This window comes from Pseudosulfitobacter sp. SM2401 (assembly GCF_042932805.1).
GTDB lineage: Bacteria > Pseudomonadota > Alphaproteobacteria > Rhodobacterales > Rhodobacteraceae > Ascidiaceihabitans.
Genome location: NZ_CP170633.1, coordinates 96,502 through 113,302, shown reverse-complemented (window position 1 = coordinate 113,302; position 16,801 = coordinate 96,502). Strand labels below are relative to the sequence as shown.

Genomic DNA, 16,801 nt, shown 5'->3' with positions numbered 1-16,801 from the left:
AGTTCAACGCATGAGCCAACTTCCCGATGGTCGCTACATTGATGATGCGCCATATGATCCGAATGTCGACCTGTCAGCGCTGGATCGCAGTGACATGGACGCGCCCAATTGGGTGCTGGTGTGGCGCAAATTCAAGCGGCATAAACTCGGGCTGATTTCCGGTATCTTCTTGCTGCTCAGCTATCTGATGCTGCCATTTGCGGGCTTCATCGCGCCATATACCCCGAACGAGCGCAACGCCGATTATCTATACGCCCCGCCCCAAGGCATCAGCTTATTCCATGAGGGCAGCTATATCGGCCCACACGTCTATCCGAGCACGGCAATCCCTGATCTGGAACGCTTTGTTTGGACGTATGAATTTGACGAAACCGTGCCGATGCCGTTGCAGTTTTTCTGTGACGGGGATGACTACAACTTGGCCGGTTTCATTCCGTCCGACACGCACCTGTTTTGCGCACCAGAAGGGGCAACGGTGTTCCTGTTTGGCGCTGATCGGCTGGGTCGTGACGTGTTCAGCCGCATTCTGTTTGGCGCTCAACTATCGCTGACAGTCGGGCTGATCGGCATTTCGGTGTCGTTCTTATTGGGGATCACGTTCGGATCAATCGCGGGGTATTTCGGCGGACGTACCGATTGGACAATCCAGCGGGTCATTGAAATCTTACGCTCTTTGCCAGAGTTGCCATTGTGGCTGGCCTTGTCCGCCGCAGTCCCTTCAAATTGGGGGCCTGTCGCCGTGTTTTTCATCATCTCGATTATTTTGGGAATACTGGATTGGCCCGGATTGGCCCGTGCGGTTCGTTCCAAATTCCTTAGCTTGCGCGAAGAAGAATACGTGCGTGCCGCAGAAATGATGGGGGCCAAACCCGGGCGCGTGATCCGGCGTCATTTACTACCGAATTTCATGAGCCACCTTATCGCATCAGCGACCCTGTCGATCCCAGCGATGATCTTGGGCGAAACCGCCTTGTCATTCTTGGGACTGGGCCTGCGCGCGCCCGCGGTCAGTTGGGGGGTCATGCTGAACGACGCGCAATCATTGGTCGCAGTCGAGATCTATCCGTGGATCGCGATCCCGATGCTACCAATCATCATCGTGGTTTTGGCGTTCAACTTTTTGGGCGACGGTCTACGCGACAGTCTGGACCCTTACAAAGGTTAATCCTTGCGACGTGGCGCGGAATTTCCACCTTTTGCTGCAGCCGCTGCCGCAGCGCGTGCCTTGTTCTTCTTGCTGTTCGGTTTGCCTTTGGCCGGGGCCAAATTTGCTCCGCCCTTTGGCTTGCCTGCATACGGCTTGCCCGAAGGTTTACCCGATGGTTTCCCTGTTGGCTTTGCGCCAGCGAATCCACGCGGTTTGCGTTCTGTCACAGCACCATCATCGCGGGCTTTGTCCATTGTGCTGCGCGGTTTTTCGAACCGTTTTGACGCAGGATGCGCAGCACTCTTCGATGGGCGATCAGCCGGCTTGGGCTTGCGAGCCTTTGGTGCCGGCGCATCATCATACACGATCGGCGCGTTTGAGGGTTTCGGCTTTGGCGCATATTCGGCCTTGGGGGCCGCGTCAGCTTTGGGCGCGTAATCTTCTTTGGGTTTACGCGGCGGTTTTGGCGCGTCCATGCGTGGGCCACCGTCATTGTAGCCGCCCTTTTTCTCATAAGGTTTGCCTTTCGGCTTGCCTGCATAGGCCGGGCGCGGAGAATTCGCAGCCGCTGGCGGCGTTGCCAATTCACTGACAACCAAGCCGCCTTCGACCTTCATGTCAGACCCAAGCGCCTTTTTGAAACGGTCCACAGAAGCCGCAGACATTTCAACAAATGTTTCGTCATTCTGAATGCGAATTGCGCCAATGTCGTCTTTGGTCAGATCACCCGCGTTGCACAAGATTGGCAACAAACGGCGTACTTCGGCCCCTTGATTGCGTCCGGAATTTACCGAGAACCATTTTGACGGGCCAAACGGCGCGCGTGGTTTTGGTGGTTTGTTGTCGCCAGCGGCTGACAATTCTTCGGGCGCTGAAACGCGGGCTGCATACAGACGCATGTAGGCAGCGGCGATTTGTTCTGCGCTGAATTGCGTGGACAGTTTTGCAACCATGTCAGATTCGTTTTCGGCAACCGGTTCGTGCCACATCGGGTCGGCCAACAGGCGATCCTGATCGCGTTCGCGTACGGCGTCGGCGGAAGGTGCGTTGCCCCACGTTGCGGAAACCTTGGCACCCTGCAAAATGCGTTCCGCTTTGCGGCGGATTTTTGCTGTGATGATCAGCGCAGATGTACCCTTGCGACCAGCGCGGCCAGTACGGCCTGAGCGGTGCAGCATTGTTTCGTGGTTGTTTGGCAACTCGGCGTGAACAACCAAATCAAGACCCGGTAGATCGATCCCGCGCGCAGCAACATCTGTCGCCACACAAACCCGCGCACGACCATCGCGCATGGCTTGCAGCGCGTGGGTGCGTTCAGATTGAGACAGTTCGCCCGACAAGGCCACAACCGAAAAACCACGGTTGGACAAGCGCGTCGTAACACGATTCACCATCGCGCGCGTGTTGCAGAACACGATTGCGTTCGGGGCCTCGTAGTAGCGCAGAATGTTGATGATCGCATTTTCAGCGTCGTGGTTGGCCACAGACATGGCGTGGTATTCGATGTCGCTGTGCTGGCTGGCTTCGGCCACTGTTTGCACACGTTTGGCGTCGCGCTGGTAGGATTTCGCAAGCGTCGCAATGGCCTTTGGCACGGTGGCCGAAAACATCAGGGTGCGGCGTTCAGTAGGGCATTCGCCCAAAATGAATTCCAGATCTTCGCGGAAACCAAGATCCAGCATTTCGTCAGCTTCGTCCATGACAACGCCGCGAATGGCGCTCAGATCGATAGATCCGCGCATGATGTGGTCGCGCAGACGGCCCGGCGTGGACACAACAATATGCGCCCCACGGCCCAGCGCGCGACGTTCATCGCGCATGTCCATGCCACCAACAGTCGAGGCCATAACAACGCCCGCCTTGGCATACAGCCAATCGAGTTCACGTTTAACCTGCAAGGCCAGTTCGCGGGTTGGCGCGATGACCAAAGCCAACGGCGCACCCGCGCGATCAAATGATTCATCGTCGCCAAGCAGTGTATCGCCCAGCGCCAAGCCAAACCCGACTGTCTTGCCAGACCCGGTTTGGGCCGAGACAAGCAGATCAGCACCGTCCAATTCAGGCTCGATTACGGCCAGCTGAACAGGTGTCAGGGTTTCATATCCACGCTGCTGGAGCGCATCTGCAAGTGCTTGTTTCACGATTCATCGGCCTTTGGACAGGGTAAGTCCGCGCACCTATGCCCTTTGATGCACGATGTATAGCCCTTTTGAGGGTTTCATATTGACGCGCCATTAACGATTATCTTAGCGATCATCGCTGGGTCCCTCATCGCCGTCCATCAAATCCTCTTCGATCGACGCATGGGCGGCCGCGGCAATTGCTTCGCGATCATCAAGTGTTAGATCGTCAGCAGATTTACCGTCCGCCAAACGCACGGTGACCTCGCGGTGGGCGAATTTGATACCTTCGCGCTCGAACAATTCGCGGATTTCCTCGTAGACTTTTTTGCGCACCAGCCATTGATCACCCGGCATCGTCATGAATTTGACCCGGATGATCATGGCGCTGTCTTCCATCGTGATCACGCCTTGGGATTTTAGCGGCTGGATGAAATTGTTGCCGATCACCGGATCGTCCAGCAGTCGAACGCCGAGGTTTTTGATCAGCTTGCGGACCTTTTCGACATCCGTGTCGTAGGTCACGCGCAGCGGCAGTTTCATGATCACCCAGTCGCGGGAATAGTTGGTCATCACCTGAATTTCGCCAAACGGCATCGTGTGCAGCGCACCTAGGTGATGGCGCAGTTGGAACGAGCGTACAGAGATGTTTTCAACCGTGCCTTTGACCCCGCCCACATCGACGTATTCGCCTTTGCGAAAGGCATCGTCGAATAGGAAAAATGCACCAGAGAAAATATCGCGCACCAGCGATTGCGACCCGAAACCAACCGCGACACCAACCACACCAGCACCCGCAAACAGTGGGCCAACGTTGATCCCGAGTTCGAGCAAAATTATCAGGAAGATTGTTACGATCACGATGATCAGCATGAAATTCCGGAACAAAGGTAGCAAAGTCGCCAGGCGGGACGCACTTGAACCGCCCCCTTCATCGCCCAATTCACCCTCGACGATGTCGCCTTGTTCTTCGGCAATTTTGCCGTCGATCCAGATGCGGAATGCGTGAAACACGATGTAGCCGATGAAAATGATAACCATCACGTCCAAAATGCTTTGGTTCAGCGCGCTTTCTTCGACCATTGTGCTGGCCGATTTCCCCCAGATCGTGACCAGCATGTAGATACCCGCCACGAAGGCCAGAATGCCGGACACGCGGCGCGCCAATTCCTCGAAGGTTGTCATTTTGTGGCGCGCATACGGCATGTGTTCTGCCATCACCTCGGCCATTTCTTCGTCTGTGGCGGCGGCGTCATCTTCGTCTTCGGCGTTCAGCAACGCGATGCGGCGCGCCCGCTCAAAGTAGGCCTCGATGAGGTAATTGATGATGCCGTAAACCACGATGATGGTCAGGAACACGCCATACGCGCCCGCGATCAGCGGCACCGATAACGGGAACTCAAGCACCAGATCCACGGCCAGTTCCAGCCAACCGAACATGACGTAGATGATAAACACCGGGGCCCAAGCGCGCGCAATAAACCGTGTGATCAATGCCACGTCTTCGGGCGCTTTGCCGTTCAGAATGGCCTTGGACACCGCGCGCCGGTTGATCACTGCCATCAAGATGTTCAGCAACGCCATCACCAACGCCAAGACACCGTATCCGATGGCGTAGACGTTGTAATTCAGGCCAAAGTCTTTGATCCACGTCGCGAACGTCACCACAAAAATATCGAGCGCGGCCAAGGTGAACACCCAGCGATACAAGACCAACGCCTCGCGGTCGGTCAGTTTCGGAATCCGGTATTGGCTAAGGTAGGGCGACAGCAACATCCGCCACACATCGCCAATCGTACGACTGGCAAAAAAGCCCACGTAGATTGCCAAAATCGTAACCTGAACGGCCTGATTGTCGACAGGTTCAAATATGATCGCCCCCAGAATATAGGCGATCCCCATCATGATAAATGTCGAAACGATCCCTGTGCAAAAGCGGAAAAACAGGAACGGCATCTTTTCGCGGTAGCCCTGCGGGTCTTCTTTGATACGGGACGTCACGTAGCTTTGAAAAATGTATGGCCCGATCAGAAACCGCATGACCAAACGCCCCACCAAGAACAGCAATAGCGAGTACAACAAAATTTCAACGAACGTCATGATCCGCCCGTCCGGGCTGGTGGCGCGCAAAATATAGGCGACTTCGTTGATCGAATCCGGCAGCGCCTCGAGCCGTTGCAACAGCATGGACCGGAACGCAGTGCCCCGTTTTTGCGCCATCATCAGGGGCGACTCTCGCGCCTCTTCGTGGGCCTCTTCGTGGGTCTCGCCAACGCTGGTGATCAGATTGCCCTGCGCATCGACGATCACGACGCTTACGCCGTTTTCAGCGGCCAAGCTAAGCGTTTCGGCCAAATCGGTGCTGCTGTCATCATCGGCCGCACTGCTCAGCGAAAACAGGCTTTGGGCGGATGCGTCGGTGTGCCCTGCGAAGAATACAAAACATGACAGCAGGCAAAGCAGGGCAAAACGCATAACGAAACATCCAATGAAAATCAGTTGCCAATTTCTATGCTAGCCAAGCGTATGACGCAAATAGACAATGTCACAACAACGTGCTCTGTTTTACATCGCCTTAGTGACTATGTCATAGCGTCATGGGGTCATAGCGTAACGAGTGCCTCGTTCAGCGATGCACCGCGTGCGAAACAAAGGAATACGAGATGCAAACAGGCCCTATCGCCATTCTTGGCCTTGGATATGTTGGATTGCCATTGGCTTTGGCCTTGGGGCGCGCCGGGTTTGATGTGGTCGGGCTGGACACTGACCCTGATTTGATTGCGGCATTGCACGGCGGTCGTGATCCCAACGGTGAAGTGGCCGATGCATCCGTCACTGGGTCGAACGCGAAATTCACGGCGGATGCGGCGGATCTGGCCGATTGCACAACCTACATTATCGCGGTTCCAACGCCGATTACGGATGCAAAGAAACCCGATCTTGGACCTGTTCTGGGGGCCTGCGCCACCATCGCGCCGCACCTGTCACCGAACGATCTGGTGATCTTGGAAAGCACGGTTTACCCCGGCGTAACCGAAGAAGTCTGCGGACCAGCACTGGAATCCGGCAGCGGATTGGTCGCGGGCACGCAGATCAAACTCGGCTACAGCCCTGAGCGCGTGAACCCCGGCGATGCCGAACATTCGATGGAAAACGTGGTCAAGATCGTGGCCGCACAAGACGCAGAAACCCTGGATCGGGTCGAAGCAATCTACGCCCCCGTGGTCAAAGCAGGCCTGCACCGCGCCTCGTCCATCATGACCGCCGAAGCCGCCAAAGTTATTGAAAACACCCAGCGGGATTTGAACATCGCGCTGGTCAATGAATTCTCCTTGATCTTCGGACGCTTGGGACTGGACACGCTCGAGGTGCTGGAGGCCGCAGGCACCAAGTGGAATTTCTTGCCATTTCGCCCCGGCTTGGTCGGCGGGCACTGCATCGGCGTCGATCCCTATTATCTGACCTACCGCGCTGAACAGCTGGGCTATCACCCCGAGGTGATCCTTGCGGGTCGGCGCATCAACGATCACATGGGCGCGCATGTGGCGCAGTCCCTGATCAAGGCGATGCTGGCGCGTGGCACTTTGGTTCAAGACGCCCGCGTTTTGATCATGGGCTACACGTTCAAAGAAAACTGCGCCGACACGCGCAACACCCGTGTCGCTGATATTGCCGAGGAATTGACGGATTATTCCGTGCAGGTCGACATCCACGACCCATGGGTGCCCGCCGACGTGATGCGCGCCCGTCATGGCATCGATCCGGTGATCGACCCGCAAAATGACACGTATGACGCGATAATTGTGGCCGTTGGGCATAAACAGTTTCACGAAATGGGTAGCGACGCCTTGCGCGCCTTGGGAAAACCGGGTGCTGTGCTATACGACATCAAGGGAATCTTCGGCAAAGACGGCAGTGATCTGCGGCTTTGACGCAGTGGTGAAACGACGACGCATAAGGCGCAATCGATGACTAAAGACACAAAGCGCGCGCGCCGCGTCGTGCTGTACAGCCATGATACGTTTGGTCTGGGGCATTTGCGCCGCAGCCGTGCATTGGCATCAGCGTTAACCCAAAGTGACACGGTTCAATCCGCGATTATCCTGACGGGGTCGCCTGTTGCCGGACGCTTTACCTTTCCCGAACGCGTGGATCACGTGCGCCTGCCCGGTGTGACCAAACTGTCTGACGGCTCCTATGTGTCGCAAACTTTGGGTTTGGACATCGACGAAACCACGGCCCTGCGCGCAGGGTTGATCCAATCCGCGATCGAACAATACGACCCCGATCTGCTGATCGTTGACAAGGAACCGACAGGTTTTCGCGGTGAACTGTTGCCAACCCTCGAATGGCTCAGCCAGCGCGGCACGACAAAACTGGTGCTCGGCCTGCGGGACGTTCTGGACGAACCCGAAGTTCTGGCCGCAGAATGGGCGCGCAAAGGTGCAGTTGATGCGACCGAAACCTACTACGACGACATTTGGATCTACGGTCCGGAATCGGTCTATGACCCGACCAAGGGGCTGATCCTGTCGGAATCCGCCCGCGCCCGCATGCACTACACCGGCTACCTGCGCCGCGAAATCACGGACGCCGCGGACACGCCTGACGATCCCTATATTCTGATAACTCCGGGCGGTGGTGGCGACGGCAAAGCGATGGTGAACCTCGTGCTGTCCGCCTACGAACAAGACCCCGATCTCAGCCCGCGCGCGGTGTTGGTCTATGGTCCATTCCTGTCGGGCGATGTGCGCGAAGAATTCGAAACCCGCGTCGCCAAATTGGACGGGCGGGTCACGGCCGTCGGCTTTGACAGCCGGATCGAGGCCCTGTTTGCCGAGGCCAAAGGCGTCGTATCCATGGGCGGCTACAACACGTTCTGCGAGGTGCTGTCCTTTGACAAACGCGCCGTCATCGTGCCACGCACAGTGCCGCGTCTGGAACAATGGATCAGGGCCAGTCGCGCCGAGGAACTAGGCCTTGTGCGCATGATGGACGAGGCCCGCGACGGCATGACGACGCAGTCAATGATCGACGCAATTCGCGCGCTGCCGACGCAAAACAAACCGTCTGAGGCGGGGGCCGATGCCTTGCTGAACGGGTTGGATTACGTGATCGACCGCACCCGTACGCTGATGGGATTGCCCGCCCTGAAATCTGCTGCCGAATGACCGCATCTGCCCCCTCATTGGCGATCGTCGTCAAAGGCTGGCCGCGCCTGTCAGAGACTTTCATCGCCCAGGAATTGGTTGCGCTGGAAGAAGCCGGCCTGCCATTCGAAATCTGGTCATTGCGCCACCCAACGGACGTAAAGCGCCACCCGTTGCACGACCGCTTGCAGGCCCGCGTGCGCTATTTGCCGGAATATCTGCGCGATGAACCGGAGCGTGTCGCGACCGCACTGGACGCTGCACGCGAGATGCCCGAATTTGCGGCTGCCGAGGCTGCGTTTCGCGCGGATCTGGCGCGCGATGACACCCCAAATCGCCGCCGCCGTTGGGGCCAAGCCTGCGTGATGGCGCATGAAGCCCCCGACGCATTGCGTGGCATTTACGCCCATTTTTTGCATACTCCGTCGTCAGTTGCGCGCTACGCTGCGATCCTTTTGGGTCTGCCATGGTCGTTTTCCGCACACGCAAAAGACATCTGGACCTCGCCCGAATGGGAGCTGCGTGAAAAGCTGTCAGATGCATCGCATGGCGCGCAATTTGGGGCGACGTGCACCGCATTCGGGGCCGATCATCTGAACGGTTTGGCAAACGGCACGCCTGTTGATCTGGTCTATCACGGCCTTGATCTGGCGCGCTTTCCCGCGCCGCCCAAACGTGAATTGCGCCAACCCAACGACCCGTTTGTGATGCTGTCGGTTGGCCGTTTGGTCGAGAAAAAGGGCTTTGATCGCCTGATTGCCGCGCTGACTTTGTTACCTGCCGATTTGAACTGGCGCTGGATACATATTGGTGGTGGCGCGTTGCAAGATCAGATGCGACAATTGGCCCATGATCACGGGGTGCACGACCGCATCGATTGGCGCGGTCCTTGTGATCAGCCCGAGGTGATTGCCGCGATGCGCGCGGCCGATTTGTTCGTGTTGCCCAGCCGCGTGGCCCAAGACGGCGACCGCGACGGCCTGCCCAACGTCTTGATGGAAGCCGCCAGTCAAAAGCTGGCGATTTTGTCGACGCCTGTGTCTGCGATTCCGGAATTTATCGACACCGAAATGCATGGCGTCCTGAGCCTCGATAGCCCTGACGCTTTGGCCACCGAAATGCGCCGTTTTGCCTATGATCCGGCCCTTGGCGCAACGATGGCCAACGCCGCTTTTGCGCGCTTGACCAAAGAATTTCTGATGGCCCCCGGCATCGGGCAGCTCGCCGTTCGATTGCGTGCAATGCTGGCCGGTTCAACCCCGTGAAACTGGCGTTTTACGCGCCGTTAAAGCCTGCGGATCATCCGACCCCATCGGGTGATCGCGCGATGGCACGGGCCTTGCTGTCTGCGCTGAGCGATGGGGGGCATCAGGCAAATATCGCATCTGATCTGCGCAGTTTTGAACCATCCGGATCAGCCACAGCCCAGCGTAATCTGATGACCAAGGCCGCAAGCGAAATTGAGCGTCTCATCCCGATTGGGAAGCGTCAAAACTGGGCGGCATGGGTGACCTATCACAACTACTACAAGGCCCCCGATCTGATTGGGCCGAAGGTTGCCGCCGCGCTAGGGATCCCGTATCTTTTGGTCGAGGCAACCCGCGCCAAAAAGCGCCTTGGCGGCCCTTGGGATGTCTTTGCGCAAGCGGCTGAGACAGCTTGTGATGCGGCATCAGCAATATTTTTTGTGACCGAACGCGATGCTCAATCTTTGCGCCGCGACGCGCCCGATGACCAGCAATTGATCCATCTGCATCCATTTCTCGATCGCTCTGATCTGCCAGAAATGTCGACCTGCAAAGGCAATATGCTGAGCGTTGCTATGATGCGTCAGGGCGATAAACTGGCGTCCTACAAACTGATCGCAGAAACCTTGGCGAAATTGCCTGATGACATGCAACATATTGATATTGTTGGGGATGGGGCTGCACGTGCTGACGTCGAAACCTTGTTTGCACCCTTTGCACAGACCGTCACTTTTCACGGCGCGCTGGATGCCCCTGCCCTAGCAACGCTGTATTCTCAAGCCAAACTATTGTTCTGGCCCGGTGTAAACGAAGCCTTTGGATTGACCTATCTCGAAGCGCAGGCAGCCGGTGTTCCGGTCGTCGCCCAAGACCGGCCCGGTGTCTGTGATGTGACGTTTGGACCTCAGCCATCGATAGATGCGGGACCTGCCGGAATGGCGCAGGCGATCACAAAATTGATGCAAGACCCTGACCATCACCACCGCCAATCCACAGGTGCGCGCGCCTTTGTTGCGCAGGCACATTTGCGTCCGTTTGCGGCGCAAACACTTCACAATGTTCTGACCACACTTACGCGGGCGACCACATGATCAAACTTGCGCTTTTACGCCATGGGCACACCCCTTGGAACCGCGCAGGACGCATCCAAGGGCGCACTGATATTGCTTTGGATGACGATGCGCGTGCGCAATTGGGCGGCCTGCAATTACCGAGCCAATGGCAAGACGCCGAGCTGTGGTCTAGCCCTCTGAAACGCGCGTATGATACGGCCGAATTGGTGGCAGGGCGCGCGCCTTTGACCGACGCTGCACTAACCGAAATGGATTGGGGCAAATGGGAAGGCCAGCATGGCAAAGACCTGCGCGCGGACCGCTCAAGCGGCTTTAAAGATATCGAAGATTGGGGTTGGGATTTCGCCCCGCGTGGCGGTGAAAATGTCGGCGCGCTACGCGATCGATTGCTGCCATGGGCGAATGGGCTAACCACCGACACCGTCGCGGTTTGTCATATCGGCGTGATGCGGGTGTTTATGGCCCATGCAACGGGTTGGAATTTCGCAGGACCAGCCCCATTTCAGATCAAACGCAACCGTCTGTTTGTGATCCACATTGATCAAAATCAATGGACCGCGCAGCCCGACCCAGTCCGATTGATTGAGCGCACCGCATGAAGTTACTGATCGTCGTCACGCACCTGTTGGGCACCGGCCATCTGAGCCGGGCACTGACACTTGCGCGGGCTTTTGGAGAGGCCGGTCATGATGTGCATTTGGCCTCAGGCGGTATGCCCGCACCGCAGCTAAACACTGACGGGGTGGACATGATCCAGCTGCCGCCTTTGCGTTCAGACGGGGTAAATTTCACACGCCTTCTAGATGAAAACGGCTGCGACGCCAGCCTTGAGTATCACAGTGACCGACAGACAAAACTAAGCACGACATTGCACGATCTTCAGCCGGACGTTTTGATCACCGAGCTGTTCCCCTTTGGCCGCAGATCTCTGCGCTTTGAATTTGATCACTTGCTTCGCGCGGCGCAGGCATTGGCAAAACCTCCGCTGATTTTATCCTCGATCCGGGACATCCTTGCGCCGCCCTCCAAACCCGCCAAGGCCCAGTATGCTGATGATGTGATCGCGCAATTCTACGACGGTGTTCTGGTGCATTCGGATGCCACAATAACACCCCTCGAACTTAGCTGGCCGGTGCCCAAAACGATGGTACCCAAGCTGCACTACACCGGGTTCGTCGCGCCCCCTGCCCCGCCCGTTCATCCCAAGGCGTCAGGCAAAAACGAGATCCTGATCAGCGCTGGCGGCGGCGATGTTGGCACGCATCTGTTTGACACCGCAAAAGAAGCGGCGCGGCTGGAGACCAATCACTCATGGCGCATTCTGGTTGGCGGACAAAATGCCGGTGACCGCATGCGCCATTTGCAGTCGAATGCCCCAGACAATCTGGTGGTTCAGGCAGCGCGCCCTGACTTTCGCGCGATGCTGCACCACGCTGCCGCATCTGTGTCGATGTGCGGCTACAACACCGCGTTGGATGTGTTGCAAACCGGCGTGCCTGCCGTGTTCATCCCCTTCGACGAAGGTGGCGAAGTTGAGCAGTCTTTGCGTGCTAAATCATTGGCAAACCACAATCAAATTCAGGTTTTGACAAATGGTGATCTGACGCCTACGACTTTGCAAGGTGCCGTCAAAGCAGCGATTTCCGGGCCCAAACGCGCAAGCACCGGAAGCTATGATGGCGCCAATGAAACGGTGCGGGTCGTTGAAAGCATGCTCTTGAAACGGCCGGCAACATGATCGACTGGTCCCCTTTACGATCAGTGCTGGCGCGGTGCCGTGCAGACAACATTTCTGTCCCGATTTGGTGGCGCGATGATGACGCAATTGAACCCTCGGCCGCTTTGGATCGCCTCAGCAATCTGGCCAGTGATCTGCACATTCCAGCCCACCTGGCGGTCATACCCGCGCATGCGCAAAACAGCCTTGTGCCTGCGATCAACGACGACCCTTTTCTGCATCCCCTGGTGCACGGTTGGGCGCATCGCAACACCGCCCCCGAGGGTCAGAAGAAGTCGGAATTTGGCGTCCCTCGTGAACACGCGATCCTTGATGCAACCCGCGCATTGACCCGGATGCAGACCCTGTTTGGAAAACAACTGATCGCAATGTTCGTCCCCCCGTGGAACCGGATCGACGCGGCGTTAGTATCCGAGTTGAAATCGGCTGGATACGGTGCCCTGTCCACGTTTGGACCTCGGTCAAACACCCTGAACATTGCACAGATCAACACCCACATCGATCCGATTTTTTGGCGTGGTCACCGTGGGTTAGTCGATTCAAATAACGTGATTGAACAAACCGTAACGATGCTTGACGCGCGTCGCATTAGCGCCCAATACGCGAGCGAACCTTTGGGGTATCTGACGCATCACCTTGTGCATGACGACCCAATTTGGGACTTCTCGCGCGGTATTCTAAGCGAGCTACAAAACGGCGGGGCCACCTGCGTGACCATGAAAGACTATGTAAAATGAGCCGACTTGAATCGTTTCGCCGCCGCCTTACCGCGCAAATCGATGGCATCAATTGGGCCATTGAACAGACCCGCGATGTACAGGGCGATATTTTAGAAATGGGGCTTGGGAACGGGCGCACTTATGACCACCTACGCGAAAACGCTGAGCGCCGCATTTGGGTGATCGATCGCGTGTTGCAATGTCATCCTTCGTGCACCCCGCCTGAGGCTGATTTCCTTCAGGGCGAGGCCGACGAGATGCTGGCACACCTCGCAAAAAAAGGCGCGCGGGTCGCCTTGGCGCACTACGATTTCGGCTTTGGCATCAAAGAAAAAGACGTCGAAGAGGGTGCTCGTTTGTCGCCCCTAATCGCGGCCGTGATGGTGCCCGGCGGATTGGTCGTGTCGCAACAGCCATTGGTGGGTTTCACGCAAATCTGGGGGCCTGACAGCATCGATCGCGAACGGTATCTGTTCTACCGCGCACCCTGATCTGCCCCCCTTGTACGATAGATTTGATCCGTTAGGATAGTGATCAATGAGCCCGAAAGCGGCCTAAATCGACAAGGGAAGACACCATGAAAAATACAATAATTACAGCCGCTTGCGGTATGATTTGTGCATCCGCAACGTTTGCAGGGACGCTGAATTTGACGCCTGCGAATCCGCAACCCAGTGGGCTGACAGAAGGCTTGGCTGTGTCCTACGCCTACCCCGCGGATGTGAAATCACTGTCGCAGGCCGAACGCATTGCCAAAGGTGCCAAACCTGGAAAACCGCTTGCCGGCATGGATTACATCGACACCAAAGACGGTGACAAAACGCTCACATCCACCAAGGCCCACCACGTGGTCGCCGACATTTCCGGCTACGTTCGCTTTGACGCAGCGGGCACCTATACCATTGATTTCCTTAGCAATGACGGGCTGCAGGTCAAGATCGGCGGACAAGAAGTTGCGTTCTTCGACGGCCGTCATCCCTGCGAAGAAAGCGACCCCGCAACCGTCAAAGTGCCCTCTGCCGGATGGTACGAACTGAGCGCGTTATACTTCCAGCGCACAGGGTCTGCTTGCCTACACATGCGCGCCGGAATGGGCGAACCGGACTGGATGGAAAACGCATCCTTCGGCCACTGATAAGCCACCGCGCGGTTGGTTAAACCAGCAGAAACGGGCATGTTTTAGGGTGCAAACTGTACAGATTTCGCAAGAAACTGTGTAGTTTGCGCCCTTTGTTTTGCTCGATATTCGGCCCCAAAACGGCGTTCTGCGCAGATTTCCGCGATTTCTGTACAGTTTTAAAACCAACGCCGAGGGTCACACAGATGTTACCGCACATTCATGAAATTTCTTTTACCGATTTCCGCAAAAACGCGTCTTCGGCGCTGAAGCTGGTGACGGCTGAGGGTGGCAATTTGTGGATCACCCGTCACCGCAAACCGATCTGCGCGGTGGTGCGGATGCGGGACGCGCATTTGCTTGCGAAATTGCAGGGGCGCAACATGAAAGAGATGATGGGTCGGCTCGAGGTTGACGCCGCGCGGATGCAGGCCGCCAAACGGTTGGAACGCAAATACGAGTTAACCGAGATCGCGGGCAAAGAATGGGAATACCCGATCTTTGGGCCCTAGGTTTCGACGCCGGGTTTAGCGCTTTTTGACGAACTCGGTCAGGATCACGATGCGCTGTCCTTCGACGCGCCCCTCGATGTGCGCGGGGTTGTCGGCGACCAGCGAAATGCGCTGCACGGCAGTGCCACGTTTGGCGGTAAAGCCACCGCCTTTGACGGGCAGATCCTTGATCAAGACGACTGTGTCACCAGCGGCCAGCGGCACGCCGTTGCTGTCCTTGTGATCCAAGACTGGGGCGACGTTGTCGGCCCAAAGGCGCGTCTCGTCGTCGAGATACAATTGATCGGACAAGTCACGCGCCCAAGCGTGATCGCCGAGGCGCGCGAGGGTGCGCGCGGCGAGGACTTGGACGGCCGGTTCTTCGGACCACATGGTCGTGGCGAGGGCGCGAAAATGGGTTGGGTCCGGGGTTGCGAGTTGGCCCGCGCAATCCGCGCAGATTTGCACTGTCGCGCCGTGTGGCCCGCCGTCTACTGGCGTGTCGATCAGCTGGTCTGTGTCAGCGGCGCAAAGGGGGCATGTCATGGGCAGTGTCCTGTCTGTTTGGCCGATTTGTACGGCAGCGGTCGGGCAATTGACAGGTGGTGTGTTGAGGTTTGCGTTCGGCTATTTGATGTTGGTCAGCACCGCTTTGGTCACGACGTAGGTGACGGGGATCGAGACGACGAAACCGATCGCGGCGGCGATGATGATCGGGGTCAGGGTGTCGTACCCAAGGCTAAGTGCGGCGATGATCGCGCAGCCGACCACGGTTGAGCCGATGAACAGGTGAAAGATGATGCCTAGGCGTAACATGGGGTCCTCATTGCGGTGGCGGATGATGAGGGGGTTATGCGGGATGTTGGGATGGAGGGCTTTGATCTGGGTCAAAGGGGGGGGTGGCGGTACGTTGGATTAGGTCCACTTGCGTCGACTCCGCGATGGCACGCCATCGCTCTGTCTCTCACGCGCGCGCTTCGCGCACGCTGGCCCGAACCGAGGGGCAGGAAGCAAAGCGCCCGCCCCGTGGGAGTGGGTGAACCCCGTCTCGGAAATGATCCAGTGGATCATTTCAGGGGTGAACGCGCGAAGCGTCGGACACGGGCGCTACCAAACCAGAGGTTTGGTAAATTAAGATAGTCACCTTACGTGAGGTTGCCCACTACATATAGATTATCCACAACATATCCACATTTTCATGTTGACGATCTCAACATTGTGCCTTAGAACCCTTATTAATGGGGTAAATTTATTTACTTTCACCAAATGTTGTGTCTCGCCGTTGACTCCGTGCCTGAGGCCATACAATATCATCCTGACGCTGAATAGAATCAATTGACGCCGCTATCGGGTTGTGACCGAAGCGGCGTCTATGTTCGGCTCTGCATAAGCTAGAAGGCTGTGCAGGTATATTCGAACAGCACCTTGGATTAAGACATCTCGAGCGAATTAGTCAAGCAGCCTTCTGTATCAAACCTAGAAGGAGCCAAAAATGGCTAAATACTACGTAAACAACAATCAACAAAACAACGGAGACCATGAAGTCCATACGACGGGATGTTCATGGATGCCCAATGTTGAAAATCGCACTTACCTCGGTGAGTTTTCAACCTGTTCTCCAGCGGTCACTCAAGCAAAAAAACACCATTCGAAGGTGAACGGTTGTTTTTACTGCTGCAAACCGTGTCACACTGGGTAAGGAATTAGAAAAATGGCAACTAATCCACCAACAGGTGATGGGCATCGCAAAGGTATGGTTAAGCAAAGAAGCCAAACCAAAACACCATCTGGGCACTACGTGAAGCGAGATGCTGAAACAGGCCGATTTATGGATGTGAAGACATCAGATAAAACGCCTTTCAAGGGTGTACGCAAAGAAAAATAATCTTTGGCGGCCATTGCAAGATGGCTGCCAAACCGCTGCACTTTGCCTAACGAAGCGCTTTTACGCTCTTTTTGCACAGAAAAGTGCGCCAAAACTTCTGAGTGGGAACGCGCA

Annotated in this window: 16 protein-coding genes; 12 read left to right on the top strand and 4 right to left on the bottom strand. The window is 56.6% G+C overall.

Annotated elements, in window-relative coordinates; all coding sequences use genetic code 11:
- Window positions 1-10 precede the first annotated feature (10 nt).
- Window positions 11-1,165 (top strand): ABC transporter permease subunit, encoded by a 1,155-nt coding sequence (locus ACFIO0_RS00590; protein WP_390912602.1) that lies wholly within the window; start codon window positions 11-13, stop codon window positions 1,163-1,165.
- On the opposite strand, the gene ACFIO0_RS00585 is transcribed toward ACFIO0_RS00590, so the two are convergent.
- Together ACFIO0_RS00585 and ACFIO0_RS00580 are read right to left on the bottom strand one after the other, a co-directional pair.
- Entirely contained in the window at window positions 1,162-3,288 is a 2,127-nt protein-coding gene (locus tag ACFIO0_RS00585) for a DEAD/DEAH box helicase (protein WP_390912600.1), read from the bottom strand. The genes ACFIO0_RS00590 and ACFIO0_RS00585 overlap by 4 nt on opposite strands.
- A gap of 105 nt (window positions 3,289-3,393) precedes the next feature.
- Window positions 3,394-5,742 carry a mechanosensitive ion channel domain-containing protein gene (locus ACFIO0_RS00580; RefSeq protein ID WP_390912598.1) on the bottom strand — a complete coding sequence of 783 codons (2,349 nt, stop codon included), beginning with the start codon at window positions 5,740-5,742 and terminating at the stop codon, window positions 3,394-3,396.
- A gap of 188 nt (window positions 5,743-5,930) precedes the next feature.
- On the opposite strand from ACFIO0_RS00580, the gene ACFIO0_RS00575 reads away from it, so the two are divergent.
- From ACFIO0_RS00575 to ACFIO0_RS00530, 10 genes are all read left to right on the top strand, one after another.
- Entirely contained in the window at window positions 5,931-7,199 is a 1,269-nt protein-coding gene (locus ACFIO0_RS00575; protein ID WP_390912596.1) for a nucleotide sugar dehydrogenase, read from the top strand.
- A gap of 36 nt (window positions 7,200-7,235) precedes the next feature.
- Window positions 7,236-8,438 (top strand): glycosyltransferase, encoded by a 1,203-nt coding sequence (locus ACFIO0_RS00570; RefSeq protein WP_390912594.1) that lies wholly within the window; start codon window positions 7,236-7,238, stop codon window positions 8,436-8,438.
- On the top strand, window positions 8,435-9,682 hold the full coding sequence (locus ACFIO0_RS00565) for a glycosyltransferase (RefSeq protein ID WP_390912592.1): 1,248 nt from the start codon (window positions 8,435-8,437) through the stop codon (window positions 9,680-9,682). The genes ACFIO0_RS00570 and ACFIO0_RS00565 overlap by 4 nt, the downstream gene beginning before the upstream one ends.
- Entirely contained in the window at window positions 9,679-10,755 is a 1,077-nt protein-coding gene (locus tag ACFIO0_RS00560) for a glycosyltransferase (protein WP_390912590.1), read from the top strand. The genes ACFIO0_RS00565 and ACFIO0_RS00560 overlap by 4 nt, the downstream gene beginning before the upstream one ends.
- Entirely contained in the window at window positions 10,752-11,336 is a 585-nt protein-coding gene (locus ACFIO0_RS00555; RefSeq protein WP_390912587.1) for a histidine phosphatase family protein, read from the top strand. Before ACFIO0_RS00560 ends, ACFIO0_RS00555 begins: the two co-directional genes overlap by 4 nt.
- Window positions 11,333-12,475, top strand: coding sequence for a glycosyltransferase (locus ACFIO0_RS00550; protein ID WP_390912586.1), 1,143 nt, complete (start codon window positions 11,333-11,335; stop codon window positions 12,473-12,475). Before ACFIO0_RS00555 ends, ACFIO0_RS00550 begins: the two co-directional genes overlap by 4 nt.
- Entirely contained in the window at window positions 12,472-13,212 is a 741-nt protein-coding gene (locus tag ACFIO0_RS00545; RefSeq protein ID WP_390912584.1) for a polysaccharide deacetylase family protein, read from the top strand. The genes ACFIO0_RS00550 and ACFIO0_RS00545 overlap by 4 nt, the downstream gene beginning before the upstream one ends.
- The gene (locus ACFIO0_RS00540) at window positions 13,209-13,685 is read left to right on the top strand and encodes a class I SAM-dependent methyltransferase (RefSeq protein WP_390912582.1); all 477 of its coding nucleotides are present in this window, start codon (window positions 13,209-13,211) and stop codon (window positions 13,683-13,685) included. Before ACFIO0_RS00545 ends, ACFIO0_RS00540 begins: the two co-directional genes overlap by 4 nt.
- Window positions 13,686-13,771: 86 nt before the next feature.
- Window positions 13,772-14,329, top strand: a complete 558-nt coding sequence (locus ACFIO0_RS00535; RefSeq protein WP_390912581.1) for a PA14 domain-containing protein — start codon at window positions 13,772-13,774, stop codon at window positions 14,327-14,329.
- Between the two features lie 188 nt (window positions 14,330-14,517).
- On the top strand, window positions 14,518-14,823 hold the full coding sequence (locus ACFIO0_RS00530; protein ID WP_390912579.1) for a hypothetical protein: 306 nt from the start codon (window positions 14,518-14,520) through the stop codon (window positions 14,821-14,823).
- Between the two features lie 15 nt (window positions 14,824-14,838).
- Here ACFIO0_RS00530 and ACFIO0_RS00525 read toward each other — a convergent pair whose 3' ends face one another.
- Both ACFIO0_RS00525 and ACFIO0_RS00520 read right to left on the bottom strand, forming a co-directional pair.
- Window positions 14,839-15,348, bottom strand: coding sequence for a PhnA domain-containing protein (locus ACFIO0_RS00525; RefSeq protein WP_390912577.1), 510 nt, complete (start codon window positions 15,346-15,348; stop codon window positions 14,839-14,841).
- Between the two features lie 81 nt (window positions 15,349-15,429).
- The gene (locus ACFIO0_RS00520) at window positions 15,430-15,618 is read right to left on the bottom strand and encodes a CTP synthetase (RefSeq protein WP_390912575.1); all 189 of its coding nucleotides are present in this window, start codon (window positions 15,616-15,618) and stop codon (window positions 15,430-15,432) included.
- An 895-nt stretch (window positions 15,619-16,513) separates the two neighbouring features.
- Here ACFIO0_RS00520 and ACFIO0_RS00515 point away from each other — a divergent pair.
- Window positions 16,514-16,687 (top strand): hypothetical protein, encoded by a 174-nt coding sequence (locus ACFIO0_RS00515; protein ID WP_390912573.1) that lies wholly within the window; start codon window positions 16,514-16,516, stop codon window positions 16,685-16,687.
- Window positions 16,688-16,801 lie beyond the last annotated feature (114 nt).

What these genes read in the sequence shown, in the direction of transcription:
- ACFIO0_RS00520 (WP_390912575.1), bottom strand. Translation starts at nt 15,618, where the DNA reads ATGTTACGCCTAGGCATCATCTTTCACCTGTTCATCGGCTCAACCGTG.
- ACFIO0_RS00540 (WP_390912582.1), top strand. Translation starts at nt 13,209, where the DNA reads ATGAGCCGACTTGAATCGTTTCGCCGCCGCCTTACCGCGCAAATCGAT.
- ACFIO0_RS00580 (WP_390912598.1), bottom strand. Translation starts at nt 5,742, where the DNA reads ATGCGTTTTGCCCTGCTTTGCCTGCTGTCATGTTTTGTATTCTTCGCA.
- ACFIO0_RS00555 (WP_390912587.1), top strand. Translation starts at nt 10,752, where the DNA reads ATGATCAAACTTGCGCTTTTACGCCATGGGCACACCCCTTGGAACCGC.
- ACFIO0_RS00570 (WP_390912594.1), top strand. Translation starts at nt 7,236, where the DNA reads ATGACTAAAGACACAAAGCGCGCGCGCCGCGTCGTGCTGTACAGCCAT.
- ACFIO0_RS00515 (WP_390912573.1), top strand. Translation starts at nt 16,514, where the DNA reads ATGGCAACTAATCCACCAACAGGTGATGGGCATCGCAAAGGTATGGTT.
- ACFIO0_RS00535 (WP_390912581.1), top strand. Translation starts at nt 13,772, where the DNA reads ATGAAAAATACAATAATTACAGCCGCTTGCGGTATGATTTGTGCATCC.
- ACFIO0_RS00565 (WP_390912592.1), top strand. Translation starts at nt 8,435, where the DNA reads ATGACCGCATCTGCCCCCTCATTGGCGATCGTCGTCAAAGGCTGGCCG.
- ACFIO0_RS00575 (WP_390912596.1), top strand. Translation starts at nt 5,931, where the DNA reads ATGCAAACAGGCCCTATCGCCATTCTTGGCCTTGGATATGTTGGATTG.
- ACFIO0_RS00525 (WP_390912577.1), bottom strand. Translation starts at nt 15,348, where the DNA reads ATGACATGCCCCCTTTGCGCCGCTGACACAGACCAGCTGATCGACACG.
- ACFIO0_RS00530 (WP_390912579.1), top strand. Translation starts at nt 14,518, where the DNA reads ATGTTACCGCACATTCATGAAATTTCTTTTACCGATTTCCGCAAAAAC.
- ACFIO0_RS00550 (WP_390912586.1), top strand. Translation starts at nt 11,333, where the DNA reads ATGAAGTTACTGATCGTCGTCACGCACCTGTTGGGCACCGGCCATCTG.
- ACFIO0_RS00590 (WP_390912602.1), top strand. Translation starts at nt 11, where the DNA reads ATGAGCCAACTTCCCGATGGTCGCTACATTGATGATGCGCCATATGAT.
- ACFIO0_RS00545 (WP_390912584.1), top strand. Translation starts at nt 12,472, where the DNA reads ATGATCGACTGGTCCCCTTTACGATCAGTGCTGGCGCGGTGCCGTGCA.